The sequence below is a fragment of the Methylobacterium sp. A52T genome (genome assembly GCF_053346095.1).
Map to the genome: position 1 here is coordinate 1 of NZ_JBKFBI010000152.1, position 14,326 is coordinate 14,326.

Consider the following 14,326-nt stretch of genomic DNA (forward strand, 5'->3'; position numbering starts at 1 on the left):
CGAGGCGCGGCGGCGCCGGCTGCCGCCGGCCCACCGGCAGCGCCCGCCAGAGGCGGCCGACGAGGTCGGCGAGGCCGCCCGGCAGCAGGATGATGATGACCACGAAGGCCGACCCCAGGAGGAGCTGCCAGAGGAACGGCAGGTCTCCCGAGAGGTTGGCCGCGAGGTAGTCGATCGCGACGGTGCCGAGCACCGGGCCGAGCAGCGTGCCGCGGCCGCCGAGCGCCACCCAGATGACCAGCTCGGTGCCGAACAGGAAGCCGGCATTCTCGGGCGCGACCACGCCCGAGGCGTTGGCGAACAGGAAGCCCGCGAGCCCCGCCACGGCGGCGAGCGCCGCGGTCAGCCGGATCTGCAGGCGCCGCGGGTTGAGGCCGAGATAGGCGCAGCGCGCCTCGTTGTCCCGCAGCGCCACGAGGGCGCGGCCGGCATCGGCCCGGACCAGGATCCAGGCCGCCAGCGTGACGGCGATCAGGAACAGGGCCGCGAGGCGGAAATAGCCCTCGGTCTCGAAGGGCAGCACGTCGAAGCCGACGAGGCCGCTGCTGGAGCCGGTCCATTCCCCGCCCGCGTAGATGAGCTGCACGACGACGATCGGGACGACGAGCGAGATCACCGAGGCGTAGAGCGGGGTCGAGCGGTGATAGAAGGACAGCCAGCCGACCGCGAGGCCGAGCAGGGCCGGCGCGACGAGCGCCGCCGCGATGGCCGCGGCGATCCCCAGCGGCGTCGCCCCGTAGGCGGCGAGGATCATCGCGGTGGCGTAGGCGCCGATGCCGAAGAACGCCGCCTGGCCGAAGGTCAGGATCCCCGCGAAGCCCCAGAGCAGGTCCACCGTGACGGCCAGCACCGCGTAGATCATCGAGCGGGTCAGGACGTTGACCGCGAAGGTGTCGAGGACGAGCGGCGCGATCCAGAGGGCCAGCGCCGCCAGGCCCGCGACCACGAAGGGCGCGGCGCGGGACAGGCGGCGTCCGCGGGGCGCCGCGGCGGCGCGCTCGGCGACGGGCAGGGTCTCAAGCACGGGAGAAACCTTTCGGGCTGATCCGCAGCACGAGGGCGGCGAGCACCGCGACGGCGATGCTGCCCAGGATCGGGCTCACGAAGGTGCTGATCAGGACCTGCGCGGCCCCGAAGACCAGGCAGGCCGCCGCGAGCGCCAGGTACGAGGCGTCGGCGACCATCACCAGCATGAAGGCGCCGATCAGCCAGGAGACGCCCATGTTCGGATCGACGCTGGTGAGCGGCGTCAGCAGGACGCCGGCGAGGCCCGCGAAGCCGGCGCCGAGCATGAACACGACGAGGCGCACGCGCCCCGTGTCGATGCCGAGGCTGCGCGCCAGGGTCTCGTTCATGATCACCGCCCGGGCCGAGAGGCCGAGCCGGGTCCGCTCGATGGTGAGCGCGAACAGCGTGCCGATCGCCAGCGCGATGCCGAGCGCCACGAGGCGGTAGGCCGAGTAGTCGACGCCGAGGAACGCGACGGTGCCGGCGTAGAGGTTCGGGGTGAGCTGGACGTCCCGGCCGAAGGCCAGGGTGATGAGCTGCCCGACCACGATGCCGAGCCCCCAGGTGGCGAGTATCGCGTCGAGCGGCCGCCGGTAGAGCGGGCGGATGATGAAGTGCTCGGCGAGCCCGCCGAGCGCCGCGCCGACTGCGAAGGCGAGCGGCAGGGCCAGCCACGGATTGAGCCCGAGCCGGGCGGTCACCACCGCGCAGTAGGCGCCGACCGTCAGCCACGCCCCGTGGGCGAAGTTGATGATCTTGAGCACGCCGAAGATCGCCAGGAGGCCGATCGAGACGATGAACAGGATCGCCGCCGTGGTCAGGATGTCGAGGGTGAGCAGCATCGGGGTTTCCGGATGAAGGGTCGCCGTCGCGCGGCGGAACAGCCATCGGCAGGGGCGACGCGGTCTCAGGATCGGGCGCCGGTCCCCTCTCCCGTTCGGGAAAGGGACAGGGTGAGGGGTGCGGCCTCCCCGAGAAAGTCTCGACCTCGACCGCGCGGCGACGGCGCGCGCGATCCTGGAACGTCCGGTCCCTCACCCCGACCCTCTCCCGCACGGGAGAGGGGGCGCGTCGCCTATGCGGCGAAGAACGAGCCGCGCGCTCGTCGCCTCACTGCAGCTTCGGGCACTGCTCGCCGGGATCGACGTCCTTGAAGGTGCCGGCGACCTTCACGGTGCCGTCCTTCTGGATCTGGCCGAGATACATGGTCAGCGGCGCGTGGTGCTGCTTGCTCATGGTGATCGTGCCCCGCGGCCCGGTGAAGCTCACGGTCGGCAGCGCCTCCAGCACCTTGGCGGTCTCGGTCCCGCCCGCCTTCTCGACGGCGGCCTTGTAGAGGTAGATCGCCTCGTATTCCGGCACCGAGAGGTCGTTCGGGGTGCGCAGCTCCGCGCCGAACTTCTTCTGCATCGCCGCCAGGAACGCCTTGTTCTCCGGGCTGTCGATTCCGGTGACGTAGGAGGCCGAGAGGTAGACGCCCTCGGCGTCCGCGCCCATGCTCTTGGCGGTGCCCTCGTCCAGCGCGAGGTTGGCGAAGGGCAGCGACACGCCCGCGCCGCGCAGCTGCTTGGTCAGCGTCACGTTCGGCGCGCCGCCCGCCGTCGAGGTGATCAGCGCGTCGGGCTTGGCCTCCTTCAGCTTGGAGATGATCGCCGTCCAGTCGCTGCCGTCCATCGGCAGGTACTCCTCGCCAATCACCTTGCCGCCGGTCTTCTCGACGTAGCTCTTGGCGAAGCCCAGCATGCCGCGGCCGAAGGCGTAGTCGCTGCCGATCAGGAAGTAGGTCTTGGCGCCCTTCGCCTTGAAGGCGTCCACCACGGGCGGCACCTGCTGCTCCGGCACCCAGGCGTCCACGAACATGTTCTTGTTGCAGGAATGGCCCTCGTAGAACGAGGTGTAGATGTACGGCACCTTCCCCTTGGTGACGGCGGGCAGGCCGGCGTTGCGGGCCGCGCTCGTCTCCATCGAGATCAGGACGTCGACCTTCTTCTGGTAGATCAGGCTGTCGAAGGCCTTCTGGGCACCGGCCGCCCCCGAGGCGTCGTCGGCCACCTCCAGGACGAGCTTGCGGCCGAGCACGCCGCCCTTGGCGTTGATCTCCTCCACGGCGAGCTCGGCCGACTGCACCACCGAGGGGGCGACGACGCTGTTGGCGCCCGACAGGCCGATCGGGATGCCGATGACGATCGGCTTGCCGTCGGCGGCCTGCGCGGCCGTGGCGGCCTGCGCGGCGGCGAGGGCGAGTGCCGCGGCGCCGACGAGGGACCATTTCACCATGAACGAACTCCTTGGATGACGACGGTGCGAAGCGGGCTCAGCCGTAGATGTCGGCGCGGCGGTCGCGCAGGAGCGAGTTGAACGTGTTGAGGTCCTTGCGGCCGGCCGCGTCGAGGTCGACCAGCGCCGAGACGGTCTCGGTCCGGTCGCGGCTCGCCGGGCCGGCGAGCGGCCAGCCCTTGGGGCCGATGATCAGGCTCTGCCCCTCGAAGGGCTGGCCGCGCTCGACGCCGACCCGGTCGGCGCAGGCGATGAAGATCCCGTTCGAGTGCGCGGCGGCCCGGTGCAGGGTGTTGGCCATGGCGGCCTCGCCCGCGGGCTGGTCGGGCATCGGCACCCAGTTGGTCGGGATGCAGACGATCTCGGCGCCGGCGAGCGCCAGCTGCCGGAAGGTCTCGGGGAACCAGCCGTCGTAGCAGATCGCGACGCCGACCTTCCCGAGCGCGGTGTCGAAGACCGGGAAGCCGCGATCGCCCCTGGCGAAGAACACGTTCTCCTGGTCCCAGAGATGCGCCTTGCGGTAGGTGCCGATGTAGCCCTCCGGCCCGACGATCACGGCGGCGTTGTAGAGGGTCTCGCCGGCGGATTCGGCGATGCCCGCCACGATGTGCACCCCGAGCTCGGCGGCGAGCGCCGCCCAGGCGCGGGTGGTCGGGCCGTCCGGCACCGGCTCGGCCAGCGCGGCGGCCTCCGCGGCGGATTCGAACACGTAGCCGGTGCTGGCGAGTTCCGGCAGCACGATCAGCCGGCCGCCCTCGGCGGCGGCCGCGCGGACGAGGTCCGACGCGCGCGCCATGTTCGCGTCGACCGCGCCGAATTCCGGCTCGAACTGGATGCACGACACCCGTATCGGCGGGCGCGCGGGATCGTTCGCCTGGACCATGAGAGCTCCGAAACGCAAAAAGCCCCTGGGCGCGGAGACAGATCATCCGCGAACCAGAGGCTTCAAAGCCGTGATGTCGTGCAGCACTGCTGCTGCGGGGCAACCTTGCCCGGTTAGACTACGATACGCACCCCGAAACAGACCGCAAGACCATAAATGCGGCAGGCTGCTGCGATCAAGTCTTTTCCGCCAACGCGATGCGCAGGCCGAGTCCGCTCATCGCCTCGTGGGCCGAGACCACGCTCTCGGCCACGCTCGCCATCGGCACGCGGGCGGCGGTGGCCCGGTCCCGGAGCATCTTGTAGGCGGCGTCCTCGTCGATCCGGTTCAGGTCCACGAGCAGCCGGACCGCCTTCTCGACGGTGCGGCGGCCCTTCATGGTCTCCTCCAGCCGGTTGATCTTGCTGGTGAGCCGGCCCTCGTAGCCGCGCCGGTAGCGGGCCAGGGCGAACTGGGTGAGCACGCCCCGCGGGTGGAGCGGCTTGTTGAGCACGCCGTGGGCGTTGACGTCGGCGATCGCCTTCAGCGAGGTCGGGCTCTCGTAGGCGACGATGGCGATGACCGCCGGCTCGATCGCCTCGATCGACGGCAGCAGGTGCATCACCTGGGCGTCGTCGAGCTGGATGAACAGCGTGTCGATGTCGGCCGGCAGGGCGGCGGGCGGCGGCCACGCCAGGGAGACCGCGCAGCCGAGGCGGCGGAGCTGCTCCAGCAGCGCGGCGGCCTCCTCGTCCCGGGGATGGATGACGAGGGCGCGGGCCCGCCGCAGGTCGTCCAGGATCTTGCGGGCGGGGGCGGTCACGCGGCGAGCCCCTCCTCCAGCCAGTTCGTCTCGAACCGGGACCACGCGAGATACGGGTCGGGCCGCACCGGCCGCCGCGCCCGCCAGACCACGTCGAATTGCCCGTCCGCGCGGGCGACGCCGATGCCGGGGGTGAGCCAGATGTGGCGCGTCGCGCCGTCGAAGGCGAGCTCGCCCTCCGGCGCCGCGAGGCGCTGCCGCAGGGCCGCCGCGCCGAGGCGCTCGGCGTCGAGGGTGCCGGCCTCCGCGAGCGCCCGGGCGAAGAGGTGGACCTGCGCGTAGGCGGTCTCCGACCACATGCTGGTGGGGCGCTCGGCCCCGAACCGGGCCTGGAAGGCGGCGACGAAGCGCCGGTTCTCCTCGCCGGGCAGCGCCCCGAAATACGGCGCCGCGAGGACGTGGCCGGTGCAGTGCTCGGGGCCGATCGCGCGGATCTGGCCCTCCGCCAGGGTGAGGCTGGCGATCGGGCAGCGGGCGCGGTCGATGCCGGATTCGGCGTAGGCGCGATAGAGCCGCTCGGCGCCGCGCCCCACCACGGTGGAGAAGACCGCGTCCGGAGCGGCGTCGCGGATCGCCGCGATCATGGCGGCGTGGGCCGCGTCGTCCGCGTCGAGGGCCGCGTACAGCTCGCCCACGATGGTCCCGCCCTTCGCCTCGATCAGGTCGCGCATGACCCGGTTCGATTCCCGCGGGTAGATGTAGTCGGACCCGATCAGGAAGATCCGCGGCCCGTGCTCCTGCAGGAGGTAGTCGGCCAGGGCGAAGACGTTCTGGTTGAGGGTCGCCCCGGTGTAGATGATGTTCTCCGAGTACTCGAAGCCCTCGTAGATCGACGGGTACCAGAGCAGGCCGTTGTGCCGCTCCACGGTGGACATGACCGACTTCCGGCTCGCCGAGAGCGAGCAGCCGAACACCACCTCGACCCCGTCCTCGGCGAGCATCCGCCGGGCCAGGGTGCGGTAGGCGTCCGTGTCGCCGGCGGGGTCGTAGCAGACGGGCTCGATCGGCCGCCCGAGCACGCCGCCCGCCCGGTTGACCTCCTCGATCGCCAGGGCGGTGCCGAGGAAGTGCTCGGTCTCGGTGATGCCGCTCACCCCGCTGCGGGAGAACAGGACGCCGACCCGCCACGTCGCTTCATCCCTGGCCGCCATGGTCCCCCCGGGCTCGCCGCAGGCGCCCGGAGGGCTGCGCGCCCTGCAGTCCTAGCCGAGGGAGCCCCCGCTGCGAAGGCTCTCCCGACCGGCGCGCGGCGGGCGGGCGCCCTCACCCGGCGACCTTCCGCGCCGGGCGGCTCACGAACCGGGAGCCGGCGAGCAGGAAGCGCCACGGCGTCTCGGCGCCGCGGGTGATGCCGATGCGCCGGTCGCTGACCACGTCGACGCCCCCGGAATCGCCCGCGGCGCGCGGCTCGAACCGGAACGGCGCCCGCGCGAGGGGCGCCCCGTCGAGCGCGTCGGTGACGCCGAGGGCCTGGCAGAGGCGGCCGGGGCCGGCGCAGAGGAGGCGCGGATCCTCCAGGCCGCGGCGCGCCCGCATGGCCGGAAGCCCCTCGGTCGGCGCGAGGGCCCGGAGCAGCACGGCGCTGCCGGGCTCGCAGACGAGGTTCAGGCACCAGTGCATCCCGTAGGACCGGTACACGTAGGCGTGGGCCGGCGGGCCGAACATGCTGGCGTTGCGCCGGGTCGGGCCGCGGAAGCTGTGGGAGGCCGGATCGGTGCGGTCGTAGGCCTCGGTCTCGACGATGATCCCGCCGGCCGCGCCGACGAATAGGCGGGCGCCGATCAGGTCGGAGGCCACCGCGGCGGCGCTGCGGGCGAAGAAGGTGTCCAGCATCGGGGCTCCGGCGCGGGCGGCCCGCGCGATCCGCGTCGCCGGGATCCGGCGGATCGCGGGCGATTAGAAATAAATCGGACGCCGCGGAAGTCTTGCTGGTACGAGGGGCCGTGAATGGCGGTCTCAGAACCGATCCCTTCGGACCTCCAGCATGGTGCGCACAGCCTCGATCGCGACGCTCCGGTCCGCCGAGTCGGGCGCGCAACCCCGGTCGGCCCCGCGCGCCGCGCGGCTCCGCCTGAACCTGCGACGCCTCCGGCTGGCCAGCGGCCTGATCCTGTTCGGCTACGTGCTGACGCACCTGCTGAACCACGCCCTGGGCAACGTCTCCCTCGACGCTATGGAGGACGGCCTCGACCTCGTCACGGCCGTCTGGCTCAACCCCGTCGGCCTGACGCTGCTCTACGGCGCCCTGGTGGTCCACCTGCTGCTCGGGCTCCAGGCCCTCTACGCGGCCCGCTTCTTCCACTGGCGGCCGTCCGAGACCCTGCAGCTGGTCTCGGGCCTGCTGATCCCGCCGCTGCTCATCAGCCACATCGTCGGGACCCGGGTCTCCTTCGTCACCGAGGGGCTCGACAAGGGCTACGCGCAGGAACTCTACGCCTTCTGGATCGCCTCGCCGATCCTCGGCCTGATGCAGGTCACGGTCCTGGTCGTCGCCTGGATCCACGGCTGCATGGGCCTGTATTTCTGGCTGCGGCTGAAGCCCGGCTTCGACCGCATGGCGCCCTGGCTGCTGGCGCTCGCGGTGCTGGTGCCGGTCCTGTCGCTGCTGGGCTTCGCGCAGGGCGGCCGGATGGTCCTGACCCTGGCGCAGGATCCGGCGTGGCGCGCGGCGGCGCTCCGGCCGGTCCATGTCGGGCTGCCCGACCAGGTGGCGCGGCTCGCCGCCGTCCGGGACGGGCTGCTCGGGACCTACGCGGGCCTCGTGGCGGCGGTGATCGCGGCCCGCGGCGCGCGGACGCTCGCCGAGATCAAGCGCGGCACGATCCGGCTCAGCTACCCGGACGGACGGGTGGTGCGGGTACCCCGCGGCACGAGCGTCCTGGAGGCGAGCCGGCGCAACCGGATCCCCCACGCCAGCGTCTGCGGCGGCCGCGGCCGGTGCTCGACCTGCCGGATCCGGGTGACGGACGGCAGCGACGGGGCGCCGGCGCCCGGCCGCACCGAGCGGGCGGTGCTGGAGCGCATCGCGGCCGGCCCCGGGGTGCGCCTCGCCTGCCAGTTCCGGCCGGAGACCGACATGGCCGTGGTGCCGCTGCTGCCGCCGCAGCCGCGGATGCGCCAGGCCGACCTGCTCGACCGGGCGCAGTCGGGCGAGGAGCGCTTCATCGTGGCGATGTTCGTCGACCTGCGCGGCTCGACGCGGCTCGCCGAGGAGCGCCTGCCCTACGACACGGTGTTCATCATCAACCGCTTCCTCGGCGCGGTCGGCGACGCCGTGCGCGAGGCCGGCGGCTCGACCAACCAGTTCCTCGGCGACGGCCTGCTGGCCCTGTTCGGCCTGGAGACGGAGGCCGAGGCGGCCGCTCGGGAGGCCCTGAGGGCGATCGACCTCATCGCCGAGTCGGTCGACACCCTGAACGGGCTCCTGGCGGCCGACCTGGAGCACACCCTCCGGTACGGGATCGGCGTGCATGCCGGCCCGGCGATCGTCGGCGAGATGGGCGACGCCACTGACGCCCGATTCACGGCGCTCGGCGACACCGTCAACGTCGCGGCCCGGCTCCAGGGCCTGACCAAGGTCCTCGGCTGCGTGGCGGTGGTGTCGGAGGCGGTCTACGCGGCGGCCCGCGTGGCGCCGGCGGAGATCCGGGACGTGGCGGTGGACGGCCGGTCCGAGGCCGTCCGGGTCAGCACCCTCGGAAACGCCTGACGCGAACGTCGTTGCGAGCGGAGCGAAGCAATCCAGAGTGGTACCGCGGTTCTCGGCGTCGCGCATCCCCGGGTCGCTTCGCTGCGCGCGCGACGACGGGTGATCCGAGCGGACGGCGCGCCTCAGGCCCGCTGCCGGTGCGCCGCCCCGAGGCGCTGCGCCAGGGCCAGCATCAGCGGCACCACGGCGAGCGCCGTCCCGGCCGCCGCCACGGCCGCCCAGTGCGGGCCGGCCGCGTCGCCGAGCCGGCCGTAGAGCAGCGGTGCCGCCAGCGCGCTGCCGCCGAGCGTCCAGGTGTAGAACACCGCGAAGGCCCGCTCGACCCGGCCGCCGGGCGCCAGTTCCGGGACGGTCCCGTAGAGGACCGACGAGGTGCCGTTCAGCATCAAGCCGAGCAGCGGCAGCAGGATCAGCCCGGGAGCCAGCGGCAGCACGATCACCGCCAGGATCGCGAGCGCGGTCCCGGTCTCGGTGAGGATGACGGTCCGGGTCACGCCGAGGCGTTCCCCAAGGCGCCCGCAGATCGCCTTGCCGAGCGCGCCGCCGACGAAGACCAGCGACAGGGCGAGGCCGACCGTGGTCAGCGCCGCGCCCTTCTCCTGCAGCAGGAACGGCAGGTAGAGCAGGAAGGCCGGCCGCGCGGCGTTGTCGAGCATGCCGATGGCGACGAGCAGGCGGAAGCCCGTGCCGCTCCCCGGCCCGGTCGCGGACGGATGGGGCGCCGGACGCGCCGCTGTGCCGCCGCTGCGTGACGCCGGCTCACGCGGCAGCAGGCGCGCGACCGCGAGCGCGACCACGATCCCGGCGCCGGCGATCACCCAGAGCGCGTGCCGCCAGCCCGTCAGGGTCAGCAGCAGGCCGACCAGGGGCGGGACCGCCGCCTTCCCGAGATCGCCAGTGAAATTGTAGGTGCCGAGCGGGCCGCGGGCGCCGGGCCCGTAGGCTCGGGCGATCACCGCGGACGCCAGGGGATGCTGGGTGCTGCTGCCGGCACCCCCGAGCAGGAGGCCGATCCCGAGACCGACGAGCCCGCCCGAGGCGCCGGCGATCGCGTAGCCGGCCGCGCTGAGCACGGTGCCGAGCACCAGCACGGCGCGAGCGCCCCAGGCCTGGGCGAGGCGGCTCGCCGGCATCTGCAGCGCCGCCAGCGCCCCGTTATAGAGCGAGCGCAGGAACGCCAGGGCCACGTAGTCGAGGCCGAACTCCGCCTGCCAGACCGGCAGCAGCACGTAGATCAGGTCCGTGTAGCCGTCGTGCAGGGCGTGGTTGACCCCGGTGGCGAGAAGCGTGCGCCGGGCGTCCGGCGGGGACGCGGTTTGGGCGGACGAGCTCTCGGAAGACGCGGTTTCGGAAGACGCGGTCAGATCGGACGCGACGGACATCCAGCCATCCTTCGTGATGCGGCGGCAGGATGGCGCCCTGGCCCGGAGCTGACAAACGACTTATGCTGACGCTCGCGTGAGGAAACCTGACCCGTGCACCGTCGCCTGCCGCCCCTCAACGCCGTGAAAGCCTTCGAGGCGGCCGCGCGGCACGGGAGCTTCACCCGCGCGGCGGACGAGCTGCGGGTCACCCACGGGGCGGTCAGCCGGCACGTCCAGACTCTGGAGGGCTGGCTCGGGCTGCCGCTGTTCGAGCGCCACAACCGGCGGGTGGTCCTCACCGAGGCCGGCACGGCCTACGCCACCGAGATCGGCGCCGCCCTCGACCGCATCGCCCTGGCCACCGCCCGGCAGGCCGAGCGCGGACGGCCGCGCCTGCTGCACGTGAACGCGCTGGCGACCTTCACGCTCCGCTGGCTGATCCCGCGCCTGTCGGGCTTCCAGCGGGCCAACCCGTCGATCGAGGTGCGGCTGACCACCTCGAACGTGACCCTCGCCAGCCTGGCGGAGCCGTTCGACGTGGCGATCCGGGGCGGGCCGGACAGCCGGCCGGGCCACCGCGCGGAGCCGTTCCTGTCCGAGCGGCGCATCCCGGTCTGCAGCCCGGACCTGCTGCGCCGGCTGCCGCTCCGGGTGCCGGAGGATCTCCGGCAGCACACGCTGCTGCACGCCGCGACGCTGCCGCGGGTCTGGCCCGACTGGCTGCGGGCGGCGGGCGTCCCGGACCTGGCGCCGCGGGCCACGGTGACCCTTGAGCACTTCTACCTGACCCTCCAGGCCGCCCTCGACGGGCTCGGCGTCGCCATGGGGCCCGAGCGGCTGATCGCCGACGACGTCGCGGCCGGCCGCCTGACCCTGCCCTTCCCGGGTCCCGCCCTGCCGGCGCGGAGCTACTACACCTACGTCCCGGACCCCCGGGCCGAGGACCCGGCGGTGCGGGCCTTCTGCGGCTGGCTCGCCGAGGCGGCGCGGCATCCGTAACGCGCCGTCATCGCGAGCGCAGCGAAGCGACCCAGGGCGGCGCGCCTTCCGTCAGCGTGGCGCTGCTGGATTGCTCGCTGCTGGATTGCTTCGCTGCGCTCGCGAAGACGATGTCGCCGTAGCGCCCGAACGCAGTTCGGCGCATGGATCGGATCCGGAACGCCCCCGACCGCGTCGGGGTTGGCGTCAGACGCTTCTGCCGAAGGTGACCGCATGGCGCGCAAGCGTCTCCGCCCGACGATCGAGAGCCTGATCGAGTCCCTGGGGCGGCTCGGCGTCGCCCCGGAGGCGGTCGACCTCGACCGGCTGCTCGCCCAGCTCGACCTGCCCGATTACGGCGCCGAGGTCGACGACGACCGCGTCGCCCGGGCGCTCCGGGAGATGGGGGCCGCCCGGGCCTTCGCGGAGACCGGCGTCCCGGCGATCCGGAAGGCGATCCCCAACCTCCGGGCCGTGGTCACCAAGGACCACCGCATCACTTGGCTGATCCGCACCGAGATCCCGCTCCTCGACAACGGCCGCCTGGACCTGCGCCTCGACGTGGCCCCCGAGCCGGAGGCGGCCGAGATCCTCGCCCGCATGGCCGCCCGGAACGACCCGACGCACCGCCTGGAGGCCCTGCGCGACGCCGTGGCGCGCACGGCCCTCCAGGCGACCCGCGCCCTGCACAAGCCGGTCGACCGGCTGCGGGCGCAGCTCCTCGTCGACCTGCGCGAGGTCGGGGCGGACGCCGCCGCCTACATCGCCCACATGGACCGCTCGCTCCGGTCGCGGGTCTTCACGTACGGCCCGAAGCTGGCCCGCGGCCTCAACGACACGCTCACCCCCGTCCGCCGCCACGCCAAGGCGGTGGCGCGCGAGGGCTCGCGCCTGCGGCGGCTGCGCGATCAGGTCGGCTTCGGCGCCTATATCGAGCGGTTCACCGCCGCCCGGCGCCTTGACCGGAAGATCGTGTTCCACATGGGGCCGACCAATTCCGGCAAGACCTACGCGGCGCTCCAGCACCTGACCGCGGCCGAGACCGGGGCCTACCTCGCCCCGCTCCGGCTCCTGGCGCTGGAGAACTACGAGACCCTGCGCGAGCGTGGCCTGCGCGCCGGCATGGTCACCGGCGAGGAGGTGCTGGGCGAGGCCGACCCGACCCACACCGCCCGGACCATCGAGACCGCCGACCTGACGCGTCCGATCGACGTCGCGGTGATCGACGAGATCCAGATGCTGTCGGATCCCGACCGCGGCTGGGCCTGGACCAACGCGCTGTTCGGCGTCGCCGCCAGGACCGTGATCGTCTGCGGCTCCGACGACGCGCTCTCGTATGTCCGCCGCGCCGCCGAGGCCGCCGACGAGTCCCTGGAGGTGATCCCCTTCACCCGCAAGTCGCCGCTCCTGCTGCTGGAGGAGCCGGTGCCGCTGGAGAAGGTCGAGGCGGGCGACGCGGTGGTCGCCTTCTCGCGCCGGGCCGTGCACGAGAACCGCGAGGTCCTCGTCGCCCGCGGCCACCGGGTGGCGACGATCTACGGCGCCCTGTCGCCGGAGGTCCGCCGGGCCGAGGCCGCGCGCTTCCGCAGCGGGGAGGCCAACGTGCTGGTGACCACCGACGCGATCGGCATGGGGCTCAATCTCGGCCCGCTGAAGCGGATCGTGTTCTCGGCGGTGCGCAAGTGGGACGGGACCGCCGAGCGGGCGCTGACCCATTCCGAGATCCGGCAGATCGCCGGCCGGGCCGGCCGCTACGGCCACCAGGATGTCGGCTACGTGGCGGCGACCGACCCGTACGCCGCCGAGCCGATCCGCACCGCGCTCTCGGGCGCCCCGACGGCGCCGGCGGCCGATACGCGCTTCTTCGTCCGCCCGGATCTCGGGGCGATCCGCTCGGTGGCCGAGGAGATGCGCACCCACAGCCTGCACGAGGTGCTGACCCACTTCGCCCGGGCGACCTTCTACGCGGGCTCGCCGTTCCAGCCCTCGGCCCTGGAGGAGGTGCTGGAGGTCGCCCGGATCGTCGACCGGGCGCGGCTGCCGATCGAGGAGAAGTTCGCCTTCTCGGTCTGCCCGATCGACCGGCGCGACGAGATCGCCATGGGGCTGCTGGAGCGCTGGTGCCAGGCGCGCGCCGCCGGCCTCACGGTCCCGGCTCTGCGCGGCAATCTCGCGGGCGCGCTCGACTACCAGGAGCGGACCGTGAAGCTCGCCAGCGCCTATCTGTGGCTGTCGCGGCGCTTTCCCGAAACCTTCGACGACGTGGACGCCATCCGCCACATGCGCGGCCGGGCCAACGACGCCATCGAGCAGCACCTGCGCGAGACCGCGACCCGCAAGGCCGAGCGGCGGAGCCGGCGGAGTGGTGGGGCGCGGTGAGGCCGATATCGTTCCCGGTTGAACGCATCGGTCGAACCGGCTCGCTCCGTTGGATTGCTTCGCTGCGCTCGCAAGGACGGCGGCGTCGATCCGATCGACCGGAACCAGTATCAGACGCGAAAAAAGCCGGCCCGCATGGTGCGGACCGGCTTTTTCAACTGACTTTGGTTGCGGGGACAGGATTTGAACCTGTGACCTTCAGGTTATGAGCCTGACGAGCTACCGGGCTGCTCCACCCCGCGCCAAGTCTGTGCGGCTGGTCCGGTCGACGCCGGCTCCTTTGTGAGCGTGCGGCGTGTCCGGGGGCCGGATCGGTGTTCGTGTCGAGGGAGCGTGTGTTGATTGCGATGGGCGGGTCTGGCGGCGACCGACTCTCCCGTGTCTTGAGACACAGTACCATGGGCGCTGGCGTGTTTAACGGCCGAGTTCGAGATGGGATCGGGTTCTGGGCACGCCGCTCAGGCCACCAGACCGGCGCATCGCAATTGTTTTGGCACTTGGCGGCGCAGGGTGCTGCGACGGCGCGTGCTGTGTTCGGCAAGCAGGCAGCGGATCCGCTGCGGGTCTTCTTGTTTCGTGTGTCTCTGGCTTCGCCAGCCTTGCGGCTGCCGAACCAGTCCGGACACGGATCACGAGAGCGATCAAGCCTGTCGGGCGATTAGTACCGGTCGGCTCAACGCGTCGCCGCGCTTGCACCCCCGGCCTATCGACGTGGTCGTCTTCCACGGCCCTCAAGGGAGGTCTCGTTTTAAGGGGGGTTTCCCGCTTAGATGCCTTCAGCGGTTATCCCGTCCGTACGTAGCTATGCTGCACTGCCGCTGGCGCGACAACAGCTCCACCAGAGGTACGTTCATCCCGGTCCTCTCGTACTAGGGACAAAGCCTCTCAAACCTCCTACACCCACGGCAGATAGGGACCGAACTGTC

The 14,326-nt window shown here is 72.4% G+C and carries 12 protein-coding genes, 1 tRNA gene and 2 rRNA genes; 3 read left to right on the forward strand and 12 right to left on the reverse strand.

Annotated features, from left to right (window positions below):
• The 7 genes from ACLBYE_RS25950 to ACLBYE_RS25980 form a co-directional block, all read right to left on the reverse strand.
• The coding region (locus ACLBYE_RS25950; RefSeq protein WP_447696366.1) for an ABC transporter permease subunit at positions 1-1,024 on the reverse strand (1,024 nt) is incomplete at its 3' end.
• Positions 1,017-1,850 (reverse strand): branched-chain amino acid ABC transporter permease, encoded by an 834-nt coding sequence (locus tag ACLBYE_RS25955; protein WP_447696367.1) that lies wholly within the window; start codon positions 1,848-1,850, stop codon positions 1,017-1,019. The genes ACLBYE_RS25950 and ACLBYE_RS25955, both read right to left, overlap by 8 nt.
• A 268-nt stretch (positions 1,851-2,118) precedes the next feature.
• Positions 2,119-3,285: a substrate-binding protein gene (locus ACLBYE_RS25960; protein WP_447696368.1), complete on the reverse strand. Its 1,167-nt coding sequence runs from the start codon at positions 3,283-3,285 to the stop codon at positions 2,119-2,121.
• A 37-nt stretch (positions 3,286-3,322) separates the two neighbouring features.
• Positions 3,323-4,168 carry a nitrilase family protein gene (locus tag ACLBYE_RS25965; protein WP_447696369.1) on the reverse strand — a complete coding sequence of 282 codons (846 nt, stop codon included), beginning with the start codon at positions 4,166-4,168 and terminating at the stop codon, positions 3,323-3,325.
• Between the two features lie 175 nt (positions 4,169-4,343).
• Positions 4,344-4,970, reverse strand: coding sequence for an ANTAR domain-containing response regulator (locus tag ACLBYE_RS25970; RefSeq protein WP_020096063.1), 627 nt, complete (start codon positions 4,968-4,970; stop codon positions 4,344-4,346).
• Positions 4,967-6,121: a transporter substrate-binding domain-containing protein gene (locus tag ACLBYE_RS25975; protein ID WP_447696370.1), complete on the reverse strand. Its 1,155-nt coding sequence runs from the start codon at positions 6,119-6,121 to the stop codon at positions 4,967-4,969. Before ACLBYE_RS25975 ends, ACLBYE_RS25970 begins: the two co-directional genes overlap by 4 nt.
• Positions 6,122-6,233: 112 nt before the next feature.
• Positions 6,234-6,803: a DNA-3-methyladenine glycosylase gene (locus tag ACLBYE_RS25980; RefSeq protein ID WP_447696371.1), complete on the reverse strand. Its 570-nt coding sequence runs from the start codon at positions 6,801-6,803 to the stop codon at positions 6,234-6,236.
• Positions 6,804-6,954: 151 nt separating this feature from the next.
• Between ACLBYE_RS25980 and ACLBYE_RS25985 the strand changes: the two genes are divergently transcribed.
• Positions 6,955-8,679 carry an adenylate/guanylate cyclase domain-containing protein gene (locus tag ACLBYE_RS25985; RefSeq protein WP_447696372.1) on the forward strand — a complete coding sequence of 575 codons (1,725 nt, stop codon included), beginning with the start codon at positions 6,955-6,957 and terminating at the stop codon, positions 8,677-8,679.
• A gap of 122 nt (positions 8,680-8,801) precedes the next feature.
• Here the strand turns inward: ACLBYE_RS25985 and ACLBYE_RS25990 are convergent, their stop codons facing one another.
• A complete protein-coding gene (locus ACLBYE_RS25990; RefSeq protein ID WP_447696373.1) occupies positions 8,802-10,061 on the reverse strand; it encodes an MFS transporter in 1,260 nt (419 codons plus the stop codon).
• A 93-nt stretch (positions 10,062-10,154) separates the two neighbouring features.
• Between ACLBYE_RS25990 and gcvA the strand changes: the two genes are divergently transcribed.
• A complete protein-coding gene (gcvA, locus tag ACLBYE_RS25995; protein WP_447696374.1) occupies positions 10,155-11,042 on the forward strand; it encodes a transcriptional regulator GcvA in 888 nt (295 codons plus the stop codon).
• Positions 11,043-11,049: 7 nt separating this feature from the next.
• On the opposite strand, the gene ACLBYE_RS26000 is transcribed toward gcvA, so the two are convergent.
• The gene (locus ACLBYE_RS26000; RefSeq protein WP_447696375.1) at positions 11,050-11,187 is read right to left on the reverse strand and encodes a hypothetical protein; all 138 of its coding nucleotides are present in this window, start codon (positions 11,185-11,187) and stop codon (positions 11,050-11,052) included.
• 68 nt (positions 11,188-11,255) lie between these two features.
• On the opposite strand from ACLBYE_RS26000, the gene ACLBYE_RS26005 reads away from it, so the two are divergent.
• Entirely contained in the window at positions 11,256-13,400 is a 2,145-nt protein-coding gene (locus ACLBYE_RS26005) for a helicase-related protein (RefSeq protein ID WP_447696376.1), read from the forward strand.
• Between the two features lie 165 nt (positions 13,401-13,565).
• Here the strand turns inward: ACLBYE_RS26005 and ACLBYE_RS26010 are convergent.
• The 3 genes from ACLBYE_RS26010 to ACLBYE_RS26020 form a co-directional block, all read right to left on the reverse strand.
• Positions 13,566-13,642: transfer RNA gene (locus ACLBYE_RS26010), tRNA-Met, on the reverse strand.
• 113 nt (positions 13,643-13,755) lie between these two features.
• Positions 13,756-13,871: ribosomal RNA gene (gene rrf / locus ACLBYE_RS26015) — 5S ribosomal RNA — on the reverse strand.
• A 166-nt stretch (positions 13,872-14,037) separates the two neighbouring features.
• Positions 14,038-14,326 (reverse strand): 23S ribosomal RNA (locus ACLBYE_RS26020); the annotation flags it as partial.